Below are 16,716 nucleotides of genomic sequence, written 5' to 3'. Positions count from 1 at the left end.
AGTCCGATCAGAGTTCGGCGAACCCGATCAGGCGGTGAGCTCCCGCATGCCGGCTTCGAGCTGGGCGAGGGTGTCGGATGCCGCGGCGCGACGCTCGGCGACGGTGCCCTCGTGGGCGACGACGTCGAGGTAGACCTTGAGCTTCGGCTCGGTGCCGCTCGGACGCACCATGACCCGCGACCCGCCCTCGAGGAAGATGCGCAGCACGTCGCTCGGGGCGAGGGCTCCGAACCCTTCGGAGAGGTCCTCGATGCGGTCGACCGCGATGCCGCCGATCTCCGACGGCGGCTCGGCGCGCAGGCGCGCCATGATCGCGCCGATGCGGCTGAGGTCGGTGACGCGCAACGAGATCTGGCCGGAGGCGTGGCATCCGAATCGCTCGACGAACTCGTCGAGGTGGTCGGCGACCGTACGACCGGTCGCGTGCAGCTCGGCGGCGAGCGACAGGAAGGCGACGGCCGCCGAGATGCCGTCCTTGTCGCGCACGGTGCCGGGGTTCACGAGGTATCCGAGCGCCTCCTCGAACCCGAAGAGCAGGTTCGGGGCGCGCGAGATCCACTTGAAGCCGGTGAGCGTGGCCTCGAAGTCGAGGTCGTACGCCCCGGCGATGGCCTCGAGCCCGGGGGAGGAGACGATCGAGCACGCGAGCGTGCCGTCGGAGCCGCCGTCGCCGGTCTCGTCGGCCGCCTTGCGTGCGGCGCGCCAGCCGAGCAGGAGCCCGACCTCGTTGCCCGTGAGGCGCCGGTAGCCTTCGGCGTTCGTCGCATCGGGAATCGCGATCGCGAGCCGGTCGGCGTCGGGGTCGTTGGCGACGATGAGCTCGGCGCCGACCTCGCGCGCCCGCTCGAACGAGAGGTCCATCGCACCCGGCTCTTCGGGATTCGGGAACGAGACCGTCGGGAACGCGGCGTCGGGCTGGATCTGCGCGTCGACGAGCGCAGGTGCGTCGAACCCGGCGGCGGCGAGCACGCGCGCGGCGGTCTCCCACCCGACCCCGTGCATGGCGGTGTACACGACCTTCGGCTGCGCGGGAGGGGCGTAGCCCGCCTCGCGCGCGGTCGCCTGCACGTAGGCGTCGACGAGGGATTCGTCGGCGGTCTCGAACTCGCCGCGCGGCAGGTCGGTCACGAGCGTCGTGGCGGCGACGCCGGCGATGTGCGCGGCGATCTCGGCATCTGACGGCGAGACGATCTGCGAGCCGTGGTCCCGCCCGCCGAGGTACACCTTGTAGCCGTTGTCGTTCGGCGGGTTGTGCGATGCGGTGACCATGATGCCGGCGGAGACGTCGAGGTGGCGCACGGCGAACGCGAGCACGGGCGTCGGCAGCAGCCGCGGCAGCAGGATCGCCCGGATGCCGGCACCCGAGAGGACCTCGGCGGAGTCTCGGGCGAAGACGGCCGAGTTGCGGCGCCCGTCGTAGCCGATGACGACCGACGGGGTCGTGCCGGGAGCACGCTCGAGCAGGAACGCCCCGAGCCCGGCGGCGGCCTGCGACACGAGCACGCGGTTCATGCGGTTGGGGCCGGCGGCGATCTCGCCGCGGAGGCCGGCCGTGCCGAACGCGAGTCGCTGATCGAACCGGTCGGCGAGGTCGGCGGATGCCTCGGGGTCACCGGCCTCGACCCGTGCGACGAGTTCGTCGAGCTCGACGCGCGTCTCGGGGTCGGGGTCCTGCGCCACCCAGGCCCGGGCGAGGGCGATACGGCGCGAGTCGTCGGAGGCGCCCTCGGGCGATGCTGCGTCTGTCTGCGACATCCGGCGCCCCTAGAGCTCTGCGACGATCTTCGCGAGCAGCGACGAGATCACGGGCTCGGCGGCCCGGCCCGCCTCGATGACCTCCTGGTGGCTCAGCGGGGTCTTCTGGATGCCGGCGGCGAGGTTCGTGATGAGCGACATGCCGAGCACCTCCATGCCGGCCTGACGGGCCGCGATGGCCTCGAGCGCGGTCGACATGCCCACGATGTGGCCGCCGATGATCTTCGCCATCTGCACCTCGGCCGGCGTCTCGTAGTGCGGCCCGCGGAACTGGCAGTAGACGCCCTCGTCGAGCGTGGGGTCGATGCGGTGGGCGAGGTCGCGCAGGCGCTTCGAGTAGAGGTCGGTGAGGTCGATGAACGTCGCGCCCTCGAGCGGCGAGTCGGCCGTGAGGTTGATGTGGTCGCTGATGAGCACCGGGGTGCCGGGCGTCCAGTGCTCCTTGATGCCGCCGGCGCCGTTCGTGAGGATCATCGTCTTCGCTCCGGTCGCGGCCGCGGTGCGCACCGAGTGCACGACCCGGCGCACGCCGTGATCCTCGTAGTAGTGCGTGCGGGCGCCGATCACGAGCGCGCGCTTGCCGCTCGGCAGCAGCACCGAGCGGAGGGTGCCGACGTGGCCCTCGAGTGCGGGCTTCGAGAAGCCGGGCACGTCGGTGGCGGCGAGGGTGTGCGTCGTCTCGCCGATGAGTTCGGCGGCACGGCCCCAGCCGCTGCCGAGGGTGAGGGCGATGTCGTGGCGTTCGACTCCGGTGAGCTCCGCGATGCGGGCCGCGGCGTCGGCGGCGACGGCGAAGGGATCTGCGGCGGGGTCGTCGAGCACGTTTGCTTCGGTCATCCCACCACTCTAATCAGGGGGCGGATGCCGCGGCAGGGCGCTGCTCGTTTGTCGACCGTCGCGCTCGAACTGGCAGAATATGAGCATGGTCTACGAGTTCGAGCGCACGCAACGGATCGCGGTACTCGGAGGCGGGCCGGGCGGGTACGAGGCGGCGCTCGCGGGCGCCCAGCTCGGCGCCGAGGTCACCCTCATCGAGCGGGCCGGCGTCGGCGGCTCGGCCGTGCTCACCGACGTGGTGCCGTCGAAGTCCCTCATCGCGACCGCCGAGGCCTCGAACGCCGTCAAGGAGGCCGCCGACCTCGGCGTGCAGTTCTATGCGAAGGGCGCCGCCGACAAGGCGGTGAAGCCCGAGGTCGCGATCAACCTCGCGGCCGTGAACAAGCGACTGCTCGGCCTCGCGGCGCAGCAGTCCGACGACATGCGTCGCAACCTCCTCGACGCCGGCGTGCACCTCGTGCACGGCGAGGGCCGGCTCGACGGGCCGAACGCCATCATCGCGTCGACCGCGAAGGGCGGCACCGACTTCGACCGCATCGAGGCCGACACGATCGTGATCTCGGTCGGGGCGACGCCGCGCGTGCTGCCGACGGCCGTGCCCGACGGGCAGCGCATCCTCACCTGGACCCAGCTCTACGGCCTGCAGCAGGTGCCCGAGCACCTCATCGTGGTCGGCTCGGGTGTCACGGGCGCCGAGTTCGCGTCGGCCTACCGCGCGCTCGGCGCGAAGGTGACGCTCATCTCGAGTCGCGACCAGGTGCTGCCGGGCGAAGACGCCGATGCGGCATCCGTCATCGAGAAGGTCTTCAAGCGCAACGGCATGAAGGTGCTGAACACGTCCCGTGCCGAGTCCGTCGTGCGCGACGGCGACGAGGTCGTCGCGACGCTCTCCGACGGGCGCGAGGTGCGCGGCTCGCACTGCCTCATGGCGGTCGGCTCGGTGCCGAACACCGATGGACTCGGGCTCGAGGAGGCGGGCGTGCAGCTCGCCGAGGGGCGTCACATCCGGGTGAACCGGGTCGCGCGCACGTCGATGCCGAACATCTACGCGGCGGGCGACTGCACGACGTTCCCGCCGCTCGCCTCGGTCGCGTCGATGCAGGGTCGCACGGCCGTGTTCCACGCCATGGGCGACATCGTGAACCCGCCAGAGCTGCGCAACATCACGTCGAACATCTTCACGCAGCCCGAGATCGCGACTGTCGGCTGGACCCAGCGCGACATCGAGGACGGCGTCGTGCCCGGCGTCGTCTACAAGCTGCCGCTCGCCTCGAACCCGCGCGCGAAGATGATGGGCATCCGCGACGGTTTCGTGAAGCTCTTCGCGTCGAACGGCTCCGGTGCGATCATCGGCGGCGTCATCGTCGCGCCCAAGGCGTCGGAGCTGATCTTCCCGCTCGCGCTCGCGGTCGAGCACCGGCTCACGGTCGATCAATTCGCCGAGGCCTTCCCGGTGTATCCGTCGCTGACGGGGTCGTTGACGGATGCCGCGAGGGCCATGCACGTCGTACGCTAGGCCCACGAGCGTCGCGGGGGCGACGCGGTTCGGGGGTCGATGATGAACCTGCGCGTGAAGTCCGTCGAGGCGTCGCTGGCCGATGCCGATGACACCGAGCGCAGCCTGAAACGGTCGCTCGGCACGTGGGATCTCGCCCTGATGGGCATCGCGGTCGCGGTCGGCGCCGGCATCTTCTCGGTCGGCGCGCAGGCCGCGGCGAACTTCGCCGGCCCGAGCGTGATCGTCTCGTTCGTGCTCGCGGCCGTCACGTGCGGACTGGCGATCATGTGCTATGCCGAGTTCGCGTCGACCGTGCCCGTCGCGGGCAGTGCGTACACCTTCACGTACGCGACCATGGGCGAACTCCTCGCCTGGATCATCGGGTGGGATCTCATCCTCGAGATGTTCACCGCGGCGGCCGTCATCGCGAAGTACTGGGGCGTCTACCTCGGCGAGGCGCTGCTCGCGTTCGGGCTGCCGTTCGCGCCGACGTTCTCGATCGGCAGCGTCGAGGTGAGCTGGCCGGCGTTCCTCGTCGTGGCCGTGTTCACGGCGCTGCTCGTTGCGGGCACCAAGCTCACGGCGCGCGTCGGGGCGGTCTTCACGATCATCAAGGTCGCGATCGTGCTCTTCGTGATCGTCGTCGGCTTCTTCTTCGTCAACGCCGCCAACTACGTTCCCTTCATTCCCGAGGCGGTGCCCACCGAGGGCGGGTCGGCGGATGTCTGGACCCAGTCGCTCGTGTCATGGGCCACGGGGGCCGCACCGGCGCAGTACGGCATCTTCGGACTGCTCGCCGCGGCATCCCTCGTCTTCTTCGCCTTCATCGGCTTCGACGTGGTCGCCACGAGCGCCGAGGAGGTGCGGGAACCGCAGAAGCGACTGCCGCGCGGCATCTTCCTCGGGCTCGGCATCGTGACCGTGCTCTACGTGGCCGTGTCCATCGTGATGACCGGCATGGTGTCGTACACCGAACTCGCCGAGGAGGAGTCGCCGTCGCTCGCGACCGCCTTCCGGCTGGTCGGGCAGGACTGGGCTTCGGCCGTCATCTCGGTCGGGGCGCTCGCCGGCCTCACGACCGTCATCATGGTGCTGCTGCTCGGCCTGTCGCGCATCGTGTTCGCCCTGAGCCGCGACGGTCTGCTGCCCAGATGGCTGTCGAAGACGACCTCGCGTTCCAAGACGCCGGCGCGCATCCAGATCATCGGGGGAGCGACGGTCGCCTTCGTCGCGGCATTCACGGATGTCGGGCTGCTCGAGGAGATGATCAACATCGGCACGCTCTCGGCGTTCGTGCTGGTGAGTCTGGGCATCGTCGTGCTGCGCCGCACGCGCCCCGACCTGCCGCGCGGGTTCCGGGTGCCGTTCTCGCCCGTGGTGCCGATCCTCTCGGCGGTGCTCTGCTTCTGGCTCATGCTGAACCTCACGACGCTGACCTGGGTGCGCTTCCTGGTCTGGCTCGCGATCGGCGTGGTCGTGTACCTGCTCTACGGCCGGCGCCACTCGCGGCTGGCCGGCGGCGGGGTGAGCGAGGTCGAGCTGCCGACCCCGCAGGGCGACGAGCCGCCGCCCGTCCGCTGATCGGCCTCGGGTCCAAGGTCGGAGTGCGGCGCACGCCGGCCGCGTGATCGAATCGAGACCCGGATCGACGCATCCGGCGCCGCGGCGCCAATAGATTCATCTCACCGGGCCGCTCCGGTGACGGATGGAGGCGGAATGGACCGACGATCGGCGACGCTCGCGACGATCCTGCTCGCGGCGGCCCTGCTCCTCACCGGATGCGTTCCGTCTCCGCCCGATCCGAGCCCGACGCCGACGCCGACGCCGACACCAGCGGCGACCGTGCCGCCGACCGATCAGGCGGCGCCGGTCGAGCCGGTCACCGACGTCGACGAGGTCGTGACGGAGATCGTGGTCAGGCCCGAGTACCTCGAACTCGTCAACGAATCGGGGGTCGTCGTCGACGAACTGTCCTACGACGCCGATGCGTCCGCGTTCGTCGACACCGTCTCGGAGGTGCTCGGCGGACCGCCGACGGTCGAGGAGTTCCCGGGCGGGCACGAGTGGTTTCCGACGACGAGGTACAGCTGGCCCGGAGTCCTGATCATCGACGATCACGAGCCGGAGGGCGTCTCCTCCGACCTGAACGTCGCCGTGGAGTTCACCCACCCGATCGTCGGCAGCGGCATCGCCGTGGCCACGGTGCAGGGATTCCGACCGGGTGACGACGCCCAGGCCTTCGCCGCGGAACTCGGGGAGACCTGGTACGGCACGGGACACGACGAGTTCCCCGCCGAGACCGGCCCCGACATCGGAGAGCGTGCGTACGACGAGTGGAACGACACGTATGACCAGTACGCGAACGCCAACGCCGTGTCGATCCATCTCTGGAATCGCGGCAACGATCCTGCGGTGACGAGCATCGTGATGGCGCCGTGGAACTTCGGGATCGGTCACGTCTGACCACCGGGCGCTCCGCCGGCGTGCCGGTGGGGCCGGCGCGACGAAATTCAGGAGATCCCGACCTCCGGGTCCCCTGAGAGGCCTGGAGACCGGGATCTCCTGAATTCTGCGAGCGCTGCGGATGCCGCGGGCGGCCGCCCGCGGCATCCGCTCAGGCGTCGGCGATGGAGAGCAGCAGGTGCCCGCTCGACACGGTGGCGCCGGCCTCGGCGTTCACGATGCCCACGACGCCGTCCTTGTGGGCGACGATCGGCTGCTCCATCTTCATGGCCTCGAGCACGAGCACGAGGTCGCCCTTGACGACCTTGTCGCCCTCGGCGACGGCGACCTTGACCACGGTCGCCTGCATGGGCGCCTTGACGGCGTCGCCGGTGGCGGTGTCGGCCACGTGCGAGGTCGTGCGGCGGCGCGGCGCGGCGCCGGCGGTGGGTGAGGCCGAGGTGCCGCCGGCGAGCTTCGCGGGCAGGGTGACGCCGATGCGGCGTCCGCCGACCTCGACGACGAGGCTGGTGCGCGCGGTCGCGGCGGTCGGTGCGGCGAGTTCGCCCGACCAGGGCTCGAGCCGGTTGTCGTACTCGGTCTCGATCCAGCGCGTGTAGATCGAGAACGGCTCGTCGCCCGCAGGGGCGAAGGCCTCGTTGCGCACGATGTCGCGGTGGAAGGGCAGCACCGTCGGCAGGCCGATGACCTCGAACTCGTCGAGGGCGCGGCGTGCGCGCTCGATCGCGTCCTTGCGCGTGGCGCCCGTGACGATGAGCTTCGCGAGCAGCGAGTCGAACGCGCCGGAGATCTCGTCGCCGCTCGTGACGCCCGAGTCGATGCGGATGCCGGGGCCGCCGGGGAACCGCAGCTGGTGCACGGGGCCGGGTGCCGGAAGGAAGTTGCGGCCCGGGTCCTCGCCGTTGATGCGGAACTCGATCGAGTGGCCGACCGCGACCGGGTCGGCGTAGTCGAGCACGCCGCCCTCGGCGAGGCGGAACTGCTCGCGCACGAGGTCGATGCCCGTGACCTCTTCGGAGACCGGGTGCTCGACCTGGAGGCGCGTGTTGACCTCGAGGAAGGAGACGGTGCCGTCCTGGCCGATGAGGAACTCGCACGTGCCGGCGCCGACGTAGCCGACCTCCTTCAGGATGGCCTTCGAGGCGGAGTAGAGCGCCTCGGTCTGCGCCTCGGTGAGGAACGGCGCGGGCGCCTCCTCGACGAGCTTCTGGTGGCGGCGCTGCAGCGAGCAGTCGCGGGTGGAGATCACGACGACGTTGCCGTGCTCGTCGGCGAGGCACTGCGTCTCGACGTGGCGCGGCTTGTCGAGGTACTTCTCGACGAAGCACTCGCCGCGGCCGAACGCGGCGACGGCCTCGCGCGTGGCGGACTCGAACAGCTCGGGCACCTCTTCGCGCGTGCGGGCGACCTTGAGGCCGCGGCCGCCGCCGCCGAAGGCGGCCTTGATGGCCACGGGCAGGCCGTGCACGTCGACGAAGTCGAGCACCTCGGTGGCGTCGGCGACAGGGTTCAGGGTGCCGGGCGCGAGCGGTGCGCCGACCTTCTCGGCGACATGGCGTGCGGAGACCTTGTCGCCGAGGCGTTCGATGGCCTCGGGCGACGGGCCGATCCAGATGAGCCCCGCGGCGATCACGGCGCGGGCGAAGTCGGGGTTCTCGGCGAGGAAGCCGTAGCCGGGGTGCACGGCGTCGGCGCCCGAGCGGCGGGCGATCGAGAGGATCTTGTCGACGACGAGGTAGGTCTCGGCGCTCGTGGTGCCCTCGAGGGCGTACGCCTCGTCGGCGAGCTTGGCGTGCCTCGCGTCGCGGTCCTGGTCGGCGTAGATCGCGACGGAACCGAGTCCGGCGTCGCGAGCGGCGCGGATGATGCGGACGGCGATCTCGCCGCGGTTGGCGATGAGGACCTTCGTGATACGCGGCATGCCTTTCAGCCTATTCAACTGAGGTGCGTTGCCTTTGGGTCGAGTCCACAAGAAAGGGGGCCGACCATTTCGGGTGTCGACAAAGAGCGAGGCCGAACGGACCCGCTCAGTCGCGGTTCCACAGCGACGGCCAGTCGACCCCGAGCTCGCGCACGAGGTCGCGGAGCGTCGACAGCGAGAGCCCGACGACGGTCGACGGGTCGCCCTCGACCCGGCGGATGAAGGGTCCGCCGAGGCTGTCGACCGTGAACGCGCCGGCCACGAGCAGCGGCTCGCCGGTCGCGACGTAGGCGTCGATCTCGGATTCGTCCAGCGCGGCGAAGCGCACCGTCGCGACATCCGCTCGCCCGACCGCACCGTGCACGCGACCGCCGCGGTGGTCGATCAGCCAGTGGCCGGACCACAGGTCGCCGTGCGCACCGTTCTGCTCGAGCCAGCGCGCCTTCGCGACCTCGGGCAGGTGCGGCTTGCCGTGGATGCGCCCGCCGACGAGGAACGCCGAGTCGCCGCCGAGCACGAGCCCGTCGATCGGCTCGCCGTCGACGAACGTGCCGACGATCGCCTCGGCCTTGGCCTGCGCGAGCAGTTGCACCATCTCGTGGGCCTCGAGCGCCCGCCCGGCGGCGGCCTCGGCCGCGACGACGGCGGCCTCCTCGTCGACGCCCGGCGAGATCGCGACGGGCTCGATGCCGGCCGCACGGAGCGTCTGCAGTCTGGCGGGCGAGGTCGAGGCGAGGTAGAGGCGCATGCCTCCATCCTGCCGCTCACAGGCGGGCTGTGGAATGCTCGGTGCATGCCCCGTCCGCACCGCCCCGCACGCAAGAACTCCGCCAGCCGCGGCCGTCGCCCGTCGACGCCGTCGACGCCCGTGAAGACCGACGGGCCGGTGCTCGAGCTCGACGTCGAGCGCATCGCGCACGGCGGCATCGCGGTCGCGCACCACGAGGGCCGCGTGGTGTTCGTGGCCGACGCGATCCCGGGCGAGCGGGTCAGGGCCAGGGTGACGGATGCCGCGCACACGCGCTTCTGGCGCGCCGACACCCTCGAGGTGCTCACCGCGTCGCCCGATCGGCAGGCGCACGTCTGGGCCGAGGCCTCGGTCGAGCGGGCGCCGGAGCGCCGGGCCGGCGGTGCAGAGTTCGGCCACATCGCGCCCGAGCGCCAGCGCGCGCTGAAGGCCGAGGTGCTCGCCGACGCGCTGCGCCGCATGGGCGGCGTCGAGCGCGAGGTCGAGGTGCGCGCCGTCGATCCGACGCTGGCCCCCGGCGTGCGCGCCGACGGCACGGGCTGGCGCACGCGCGTGCGCCTGCAGGTCGCCGAGGACGGCGCCGTCGGCCCGTACGCCGCACGCAGCCACACCGTCGTGCCCGTGGCATCCCTGCCCCTGGCCGTCGACGAACTCGCCGAGCTCGCACCCCTCGCCGACCGGTTCCAGGGGGCGCGCACGATCGACCTCGTCGCCCCGAGCGGCGCCGACCCGCAGGTGATCGTCACCGACGAGAGCGAGCGGATGCCGCGCGGCCAGCGCCCGGTCACGACCGAGGTCGTCGGAGACCGCCGCTTCGCCGTCGACCGCGACGGCTTCTGGCAGGTGCACCGGGGCGCTGCCGCGACGCTGTCGAAGGCCGTGCAGGAGCTCATCGACGCCGACCGCTTCGACCCGCGCGCCGCGAACCTCGACCTCTACGGCGGGGTCGGGCTGCTCGCCGCGGCCGTCGGCGACCGCTTCGGCGAGACCGTGCGCATCACGAGCGTCGAGTCCGACGAGCGGGCGACGATGCACGCGGGCGACAACCTCGCCGAGTGGGTCGGCGCGCGGGCCGTGACCGCCAGGGTCGACCGCTACCTCGCATCGCTCGAGGCCGACGCCGGCAAGGAGGAGCGGGCGAGGCTGCGCGACGCGACCGTCGTGCTCGACCCGCCGCGGTCGGGCGCTGGGCGCGACGTCGTCGACCGTGTCGCCGCACTGCGGCCCCGCCAGCTCGTGTACGTCGCGTGCGACCCGGTGGCGCTCGCCAGGGACATCGGCCTCCTCCGCGCGCAGGGGTACGAGCTCGAGGAGCTGCAGGCGTTCGATCTGTTCCCGAACACGCATCACGTCGAGGCGGTGGCCCGGCTGGCCGCTATCGTGTGACTGACCGGTCGGACGCGAAGCCGACCGTCAGGAGGGGGACCCGTTGTCGGTCGCAGTGCAGGGGGAGCAGGCGACGGTCGCGATCGTCGACGACCACGAGGCGGTGCGGCTCGGACTCCGGGCGGCCTGCCGTGACGCCGGGTACGACGTCGTCGCCGAGACCGCCGATGTGCCCACCCTGCTCGCCGCGCTCGCCGCACGCCAGGGCGGGCGGTGCGACGTCGTCGTGCTCGACCTCTCGCTCGGCGACGGGTCGAGCGTGACCGAGAACGTGCGGAGCGTGCTCGCGACGGGCAGCGCCGTGCTCGTGCACAGCATCGCCGACCGGGTGGCCGCCGTGCGTGAAGCGCTCGCCGCCGGCGCTGCCGGCGTCATTCCGAAGGCGTCGCCCATGGCCTCCGTCATCGCCGCCATCGCGACCGTGGCCAGCGGCGAGGCGCTCACCAACGTCGAATGGGCGAGCGCGATCGAGGCCGACCGCGACTTCGCCAAGGCGCAGCTCGGGCGGCGCGAGCACGACGTGCTGCACCTGTACGCGTCGGGGCTGCCGTTGAAGCTCGTCGCCACGCAGCTCGGCATCGCGCACTCGACGGCCCGCGAGTACCTCGACCGCATCCGCGCGAAGTACGTCGAGGTCGGTCGCCCGGCGCCGACGAAGGTCGACCTGCTGCGTCGGGCGGTCGAAGACGGCATCCTCCCGGGTCTCGACGGTGACGGCGGGGATGCCCGCCGCTGAGGAGCGCGCATCACGGGTCGTGGTGCGGCGCCGGACGGCGGTCACCCGCGAGCAGGTCGAGACCGTCGCGAGCCGCGCGCTCGGCATCTTCGGCGTCGTGTTCGGGCTGCAGGCCCTCCCGCTCGCGCTCGCGCAGGCCGAGGGACTCCGCCCGGGTGCGGGCGCGTCGATCATCGCCTTCCTCTACGGTGCGATCCTCGCGATCGCGCTTGCCGCGCTCGCCCGCACGGCGGTGCGGAGCGCCGCGCTCACGTTCGCGGCGCTCTACGCCGTGTCGATCGTGGTCTGGCCGTTCGTGGTCGACGACGTCGCGGTCGTCTCGTCATCGCCGCCCTGGCTCTACTACCTCTGCACGGTCGCGACGACGGCCGCGGTCGTCGCGCTGCCGCTGCCGTGGGCGGCCGCGTACACGGTGCTCGTGCCCGCCATGTACGGTGTCGTGCGACTCCTGCCGACCGGCGGGGCGGTGACACCGCTCGTGGCCCTGCTCGACGCCATGTACGCGCTCATCCTCGGCGCAGTGGTGCTCATCATCGTCACGATGCTTCGCAACGCGGCCAAGTCCGTCGACGTCGCGCAGGAGGCCGCACTGCAGCGGTACGAGCACGCCGTGCGCCTGCACGCCTCGGAGATCGAGCGCGCGAAGGTCGATGCCCTCGTGCACGACAGCGTGCTGACGACCCTGCTCTCCGCCGCCGCGGCCGACACCCCCGAGGAGCAGGCGCTCGCCGCGCGCATGGCCAGGGACGCGATGCACCGGCTCGACGAGGCCGGTGCGGCGCAGGCCGCCGCCGATGATCGCATGCGTCTCCCTTCCCTGGTGCGACGGCTCAGGGCGGCGCTCGCGTCGTTCGCCGCGCCGTTCACGGTGCGGGTCGTGAACACGGGAGGGGTCGACCTGCCCGCCGATGCCGGCGAAGCGCTGTACGCGGCCGCTGTCCAGGCGATGGTCAACAGCATGCAGCACGCCGAGGATCCGGGCCGCACGGTCCGGCGCGAGCTGAGGGTGCGTGGCATCCGCACCGGAGGGTGCGTCATCGAGGTCTCCGACAACGGCGTCGGCTTCGACGTCGAGAGCGTGACGTCGGAGCGCCTCGGCGTGCGCGTCTCGGTGATCGAGCGCATGGCGAACGTGGGCGGGTCCGCGGTGATCGACTCGACGCCGGGGCTCGGCACCACGGTGACGCTCGTCTGGCCGGCCGGCATGGAGGGTACGCGATGATCGCGATCCCCCGCTCGTTGCTGCTCGTGCTCGCAGCCCTGTTCTCGGCGTACCACGTGGCGCTCGCCATCTCGACGCTGGACGTGCCGGCGTCGCCGTGGCCGACGATCGTCGCGCTCGCACTCTACGTCGCGGCGACGATCGCGAGCCTCTCGATCGGGTCGCGGGTGCGGATGCCCGACTGGCTCGCGGCGTTCGACCTCGCGGTCTGCATCGTGCTGCCGCTGCTCGTGACGAGCCAGCTCGACCCGTCGATCCCGAACGGGTACGCGACCTGGTACGTCGCGGCGGTCGGCACGCTCATGACGATCGCCGCGGCCCGTCGCCAACTCGCGGCCGCCTGGCTCGGCGTCATCGCGCTGGCGGTGCAGACGGTGATCTGGGCCGGGCCGCTGGCGCTCGGCACGCTGGGCGTCATCGGCAGCATCGCGTGGGTCGCGATCGCGCACATGCTCTCGGCCGCGCTCGGCACGGCGGCCAGGGAGACGAGGCGGTACGCGCATGCCGAGCGCGAGGCCGCGGAGTGGCAGGCCGCCCAGGACGCGCACCTGTTCGTCGGCCAGACGCGGCTCGTGCAGACGAACCGCATCTCCGCGCCGATGCTCCGCCGCATCGCCGACCGCGGCGGCGTGCTCACCGAGCCGCAGCGACTCGAGTGCCGCATGCTCGAGGCCGCCATCAGAGACGAGATCCGGGGGCGGATGCTGCTCACCGACGACGTGCGACAGCAGGTGCAGCGGGCCCGCGAGCGCGGCGCCGTCGTCACCCTGCTCGACGAGGGCGGCATCGACGACCTCGACCCCGCGGAGCGCGAGCGCGTGCTCGCTCGGCTCGCGGCGGCGATCGCGGGTTCGCAGGCCGACCGGATCGTCGTGCGCACCGCAGCGGACACGTCCACCGCGGCGGTCACCGTGGTCGGACTCGTCGAGCCGGTGCCGGGCGTGCCGGCGATCGACCCCGACGATCTCGACGTGGAGCTCTGGCTCGAGATCCCGCGACGCGAGCCGCTCGGGCCCTGACCTCGCCCGAAGGGCTGATGCCGCGCGACGGGCTGACGCCGCGCCGCCCGACGAGCCGACGCCGCCGGAAATGAGGTTGGGGGGCCGACCGATGGCCGACCCCCCAACAAGCCCGAGTCACGGCGACAACCCGAATATCGCCCTGACTCGCCCCCAACCACTCGCCGGTTACCCGACCGACGAGGGCGGCAGCTCCCTTTGGGAGCCTGCAGAACAATATTCACAAACCCGGCGTGACCTCGACAGTCGGCACTTCGGGGGACAGCACGGGGGACCCGGGTCGTCCGTCGCGTCCGGAGGCTCGTCGGTCAGCCGACGCTGCGGTTCCAGCGCGTGCCGCGCGGGTCGACGGATCGCAGGGATCCCGCGCTCCGCGCCCATGCGCTACGTCGGGGGTCGGCGGCGTGCGTCGTCTCGGACTCGGCGTCGATGGCGGCTAGCAGCACCGCGGTGACGGCGGCCGCCTCTTCGTCGGTGACGCCGCGCGTGGTGAACCGGATCGCCGAGGCGCGCGCCGCGGCATCCGCTTCGGTGGTGTCTTCGTCTCGCGTGCTCATGATCGGCCCCTTACAGCGGGATGTTGCCGTGCTTCTTGGGCGGCAGGCTCGCGCGCTTGGTGCGGAGCGACCGCAGGGCCTTCAGCACCGCGACGCGCGTGGCCGCGGGCTCGATGACGCCGTCGAGTTCGCCGCGCTCGGCCGCGAGGAACGGCGACGCGACGTTGTAGGTGTACTCGTTCGCGAGCTTGGTGCGCACGGCCGCGACGTCTTCGCCGGCCTCTTCGGCGCGCTTGATCTCGCCGCGGTACAGGATGTTGACGGCGCCCTGACCGCCCATGACGGCGATCTCGGCGGTCGGCCACGCGAGGTTGATGTCGGCGCCGAGCTGCTTGGAGCCCATGACGATGTACGCGCCGCCGTAGGCCTTGCGCGTGATGACGGTGACGAGCGGCACGGTCGCCTCGGCGTACGCGTAGAGCAGCTTCGCGCCGCGGCGGATGACGCCGGTCCACTCCTGGTCGGTGCCGGGCAGGTAGCCGGGCACGTCGACGAGCGTGAGGATCGGGATCGAGAACGCGTCGCAGAAGCGCACGAAGCGGGAGGCCTTCTCGCCGGCGGCGATGTTAAGCGTGCCGGCCATCTGGCTCGGCTGGTTCGCGATGATGCCGACCGAGCGGCCCTCGATGCGCGCGAAGCCGATGAGGATGTTCGGCGCGAACAGCGGCTGCACCTCGAGGAAGTCGCCGTGGTCGACGATGCCCTCGATGACCGCGTGCATGTCGTACGGCTGGTTCGGCGAGTCGGGGATCACCGTGTTGAGCCGGAGGTCCTCGTCGGTGATCTCGAGTGCGGACTCGGTGTCGTACACCGGCGCGTCGGTCATGTTGTTGTCGGGCAGGAACGAGATGAGCGTGCGCGCGTAGTCGAGCGCGTCGGACTCGTCGCTCGCCAGGTAGTGCGCGACGCCCGAGACCGAGTTGTGGGTGAGCGCGCCGCCGAGCTCCTCCATGCCGACGTCTTCGCCGGTGACCGTCTTGATGACGTCGGGGCCGGTGACGAACATCTGGCTCGTCTTGTCGACCATGATGACGAAGTCGGTGAGGGCAGGCGAGTAGACCGCGCCGCCGGCCGCAGGCCCGCAGACGATCGAGATCTGGGGGATGACGCCGGAGGCCGCGGTGTTGCGGCGGAAGATCTCGCCGTACTTGCCGAGCGCGACGACGCCCTCCTGGATGCGGGCTCCGCCGGAGTCGAGGATGCCGATGATGGGCACGCCCGTCTTCAGCGCGAGCTCCATGACCTTGATGATCTTCTCGCCGGCGACCTCGCCGAGCGAGCCGCCGAAGATCGTGAAGTCCTGCGAGTACACGGCGACCTGTCGGCCGTGGATCGTGCCGGTGCCCGTGACGACCGCATCGCCGTAGGGGCGCTTGGCCTCCATGCCGAACGCGTGCGTGCGGTGGCGCACGAACTCGTCGAGCTCGACGAACGAGCCGGGGTCGAGCAGCTCCGCGATGCGCTCGCGAGCGGTCATCTTGCCCTTGGCGTGCTGCTTCTCGATGGCAGCCTCGCCGCTCGCGGTCACCGCCTCGTGGTAGCGGGCTCGCAGGTCGGCGAGTTTGCCCGCCGTGGTGAAGAGGTCGGGGCCGTCAGTCGCTTCGGTCACGCGCTTCACTCTACCGTCGCCCATCCGGCCGCCTTCGTTGACGGATTCCTACAAATCGGACGCCCGTGATGGTGTGTTCTGCCCTGCTCCCTGCGGGAGACTGTCGGCATGGACCTTCCGAAGTCTCGCGCCGTCGCCCCCCGCCTGGAGTTCCTCGAGACCGCCACGTCGACGAACGACGTGCTCCGTGAGGCGTTGGAGGGGGCGGATGCCGCGGCTTGGCCGCACGGCTCGGTGCTCGTCACCGACGATCAGACGCGCGGGCGCGGGCGGCTCGGGCGCACCTGGATGGCGCCCACGGGCAAGACCCTCGCGATCTCGGTGCTGCTGCGCCCCCGGGATGCCGAGGGCGGGCCGCTCCCGGCCGACGCGTACGGCTGGATCCCGCTGATCGCCGGAGCGGCGATGACCGACGCCGTCGCGCGCGCCGTCGAGGCGGCAGTGGCGACATCCGCCCCGCTGGATGACCCCGACGACCGCACCGGCGGGCTCGAGGTCGCGCTGAAGTGGCCGAACGACGTGCTCGTGTCGGGCTACAAGGTGTGCGGCATCCTTTCCGAGCTGCTGCCGGAGTCCGGTGCCGTGATCGTGGGCGCAGGCCTGAACCTCACCCTCGACGAGCACGACCTGCCGACGCTCACGTCGACGTCGCTGCTGCTCGCCACCGGTGCGGCACCCGATGCCGATGCCGTGCTCGCCGACTACCTCGACGTGTTCGCCCGACGGTTCGACGCGTTCGTCGCGGCCGGCGGCGACGCGGTCTCGAGCGGCATCGCCGACGTCGTGGCCGCGCGCTGCGGCACGCTCGACTCCGAGGTGCGCGTCGAACTGCCGGGCGGAGTGGAACTGCTGGGCACCGCCGAGCGCCTCGACCCCGACGGCCGTCTGGTCGTCCGAGACCGTGAGAACGGCGAGGAGCAGGCTGTCGCCGCCGGGGATGTGACCCACCTGCGGTATTAATGGGC

14 protein-coding genes are annotated in these 16,716 nt (G+C 71.6%); 8 read left to right on the top strand and 6 right to left on the bottom strand.

The genetic code is table 11. From position 1 onward, the window contains the following. Positions 1-27: 27 nt before the first annotated feature. Both ATC03_RS14360 and ATC03_RS14355 read right to left on the bottom strand, forming a co-directional pair. Entirely contained in the window at positions 28-1,755 is a 1,728-nt protein-coding gene (locus ATC03_RS14360; protein ID WP_084003520.1) for a phospho-sugar mutase, read from the bottom strand. 9 nt (positions 1,756-1,764) lie between these two features. After that, on the bottom strand, positions 1,765-2,592 hold the full coding sequence (locus ATC03_RS14355; protein ID WP_067878495.1) for a purine-nucleoside phosphorylase: 828 nt from the start codon (positions 2,590-2,592) through the stop codon (positions 1,765-1,767). Between the two features lie 85 nt (positions 2,593-2,677). Between ATC03_RS14355 and ATC03_RS14350 the strand changes: the two genes are divergently transcribed. The 3 genes from ATC03_RS14350 (at position 2,678) to ATC03_RS14340 (ending at position 6,553) form a co-directional block, all read left to right on the top strand. Further along, entirely contained in the window at positions 2,678-4,108 is a 1,431-nt protein-coding gene (locus ATC03_RS14350) for an NAD(P)H-quinone dehydrogenase (RefSeq protein ID WP_067882266.1), read from the top strand. 39 nt (positions 4,109-4,147) lie between these two features. Then, on the top strand, positions 4,148-5,671 hold the full coding sequence (locus ATC03_RS14345; protein WP_067878492.1) for an APC family permease: 1,524 nt from the start codon (positions 4,148-4,150) through the stop codon (positions 5,669-5,671). 135 nt (positions 5,672-5,806) lie between these two features. Next, on the top strand, positions 5,807-6,553 hold the full coding sequence (locus ATC03_RS14340; protein ID WP_067878490.1) for a hypothetical protein: 747 nt from the start codon (positions 5,807-5,809) through the stop codon (positions 6,551-6,553). A 151-nt stretch (positions 6,554-6,704) separates the two neighbouring features. Here ATC03_RS14340 and ATC03_RS14335 read toward each other — a convergent pair whose 3' ends face one another. Continuing rightward, complete coding sequence (locus ATC03_RS14335) at positions 6,705-8,474, bottom strand: acetyl/propionyl/methylcrotonyl-CoA carboxylase subunit alpha (protein ID WP_067878487.1); 1,770 nt, start codon at positions 8,472-8,474, stop codon at positions 6,705-6,707. Positions 8,475-8,580: 106 nt separating this feature from the next. Further along, positions 8,581-9,222: a Maf family protein gene (locus ATC03_RS14330; protein WP_067878484.1), complete on the bottom strand. Its 642-nt coding sequence runs from the start codon at positions 9,220-9,222 to the stop codon at positions 8,581-8,583. A gap of 45 nt (positions 9,223-9,267) precedes the next feature. Between ATC03_RS14330 and ATC03_RS14325 the strand changes: the two genes are divergently transcribed. Genes ATC03_RS14325 through ATC03_RS14310 form a run of 4 tightly spaced genes read left to right on the top strand, consistent with a single transcriptional unit; the run spans position 9,268 to position 13,585 of the window. After that, positions 9,268-10,608 carry a class I SAM-dependent RNA methyltransferase gene (locus ATC03_RS14325; RefSeq protein ID WP_084003519.1) on the top strand — a complete coding sequence of 447 codons (1,341 nt, stop codon included), beginning with the start codon at positions 9,268-9,270 and terminating at the stop codon, positions 10,606-10,608. A gap of 43 nt (positions 10,609-10,651) precedes the next feature. Next, positions 10,652-11,344 carry a response regulator transcription factor gene (locus ATC03_RS14320; protein WP_067878481.1) on the top strand — a complete coding sequence of 231 codons (693 nt, stop codon included), beginning with the start codon at positions 10,652-10,654 and terminating at the stop codon, positions 11,342-11,344. Then, the gene (locus ATC03_RS14315; RefSeq protein ID WP_067882260.1) at positions 11,331-12,566 is read left to right on the top strand and encodes a sensor histidine kinase; all 1,236 of its coding nucleotides are present in this window, start codon (positions 11,331-11,333) and stop codon (positions 12,564-12,566) included. The genes ATC03_RS14320 and ATC03_RS14315 overlap by 14 nt, the downstream gene beginning before the upstream one ends. Continuing rightward, positions 12,563-13,585: a hypothetical protein gene (locus ATC03_RS14310; protein WP_067878478.1), complete on the top strand. Its 1,023-nt coding sequence runs from the start codon at positions 12,563-12,565 to the stop codon at positions 13,583-13,585. The genes ATC03_RS14315 and ATC03_RS14310 overlap by 4 nt, the downstream gene beginning before the upstream one ends. A gap of 308 nt (positions 13,586-13,893) precedes the next feature. Here ATC03_RS14310 and ATC03_RS14305 read toward each other — a convergent pair whose 3' ends face one another. Further along, the gene (locus ATC03_RS14305; protein ID WP_055859814.1) at positions 13,894-14,142 is read right to left on the bottom strand and encodes an acyl-CoA carboxylase epsilon subunit; all 249 of its coding nucleotides are present in this window, start codon (positions 14,140-14,142) and stop codon (positions 13,894-13,896) included. Between the two features lie 10 nt (positions 14,143-14,152). After that, positions 14,153-15,775, bottom strand: a complete 1,623-nt coding sequence (locus ATC03_RS14300) for an acyl-CoA carboxylase subunit beta (RefSeq protein WP_067878476.1) — start codon at positions 15,773-15,775, stop codon at positions 14,153-14,155. A gap of 84 nt (positions 15,776-15,859) precedes the next feature. Here ATC03_RS14300 and ATC03_RS14295 point away from each other — a divergent pair, with 84 nt between their 5' ends. Beyond that, positions 15,860-16,711, top strand: coding sequence for a biotin--[acetyl-CoA-carboxylase] ligase (locus ATC03_RS14295; protein WP_067878473.1), 852 nt, complete (start codon positions 15,860-15,862; stop codon positions 16,709-16,711). Positions 16,712-16,716: the final 5 nt, after the last annotated feature.

This window comes from Agromyces aureus, assembly GCF_001660485.1.
In the GTDB taxonomy this organism is placed as follows: domain Bacteria; phylum Actinomycetota; class Actinomycetes; order Actinomycetales; family Microbacteriaceae; genus Agromyces; species Agromyces aureus.
This window is presented reverse-complemented; position numbering and strand designations above follow the sequence as displayed.

Excerpts from the sequence above, each read along its gene's own strand:
- ATC03_RS14360 (WP_084003520.1), bottom strand. The coding sequence starts at position 1,755 with ATGTCGCAGACAGACGCAGCATCGCCCGAGGGCGCCTCCGACGACTCG.
- ATC03_RS14355 (WP_067878495.1), bottom strand. The coding sequence starts at position 2,592 with ATGACCGAAGCAAACGTGCTCGACGACCCCGCCGCAGATCCCTTCGCC.
- ATC03_RS14350 (WP_067882266.1), top strand. The coding sequence starts at position 2,678 with ATGGTCTACGAGTTCGAGCGCACGCAACGGATCGCGGTACTCGGAGGC.
- ATC03_RS14345 (WP_067878492.1), top strand. The coding sequence starts at position 4,148 with ATGATGAACCTGCGCGTGAAGTCCGTCGAGGCGTCGCTGGCCGATGCC.
- ATC03_RS14340 (WP_067878490.1), top strand. The coding sequence starts at position 5,807 with ATGGACCGACGATCGGCGACGCTCGCGACGATCCTGCTCGCGGCGGCC.
- ATC03_RS14335 (WP_067878487.1), bottom strand. The coding sequence starts at position 8,474 with ATGCCGCGTATCACGAAGGTCCTCATCGCCAACCGCGGCGAGATCGCC.
- ATC03_RS14330 (WP_067878484.1), bottom strand. The coding sequence starts at position 9,222 with ATGCGCCTCTACCTCGCCTCGACCTCGCCCGCCAGACTGCAGACGCTC.
- ATC03_RS14325 (WP_084003519.1), top strand. The coding sequence starts at position 9,268 with ATGCCCCGTCCGCACCGCCCCGCACGCAAGAACTCCGCCAGCCGCGGC.
- ATC03_RS14315 (WP_067882260.1), top strand. The coding sequence starts at position 11,331 with ATGCCCGCCGCTGAGGAGCGCGCATCACGGGTCGTGGTGCGGCGCCGG.
- ATC03_RS14310 (WP_067878478.1), top strand. The coding sequence starts at position 12,563 with ATGATCGCGATCCCCCGCTCGTTGCTGCTCGTGCTCGCAGCCCTGTTC.
- ATC03_RS14305 (WP_055859814.1), bottom strand. The coding sequence starts at position 14,142 with ATGAGCACGCGAGACGAAGACACCACCGAAGCGGATGCCGCGGCGCGC.
- ATC03_RS14300 (WP_067878476.1), bottom strand. The coding sequence starts at position 15,775 with ATGGGCGACGGTAGAGTGAAGCGCGTGACCGAAGCGACTGACGGCCCC.
- ATC03_RS14295 (WP_067878473.1), top strand. The coding sequence starts at position 15,860 with ATGGACCTTCCGAAGTCTCGCGCCGTCGCCCCCCGCCTGGAGTTCCTC.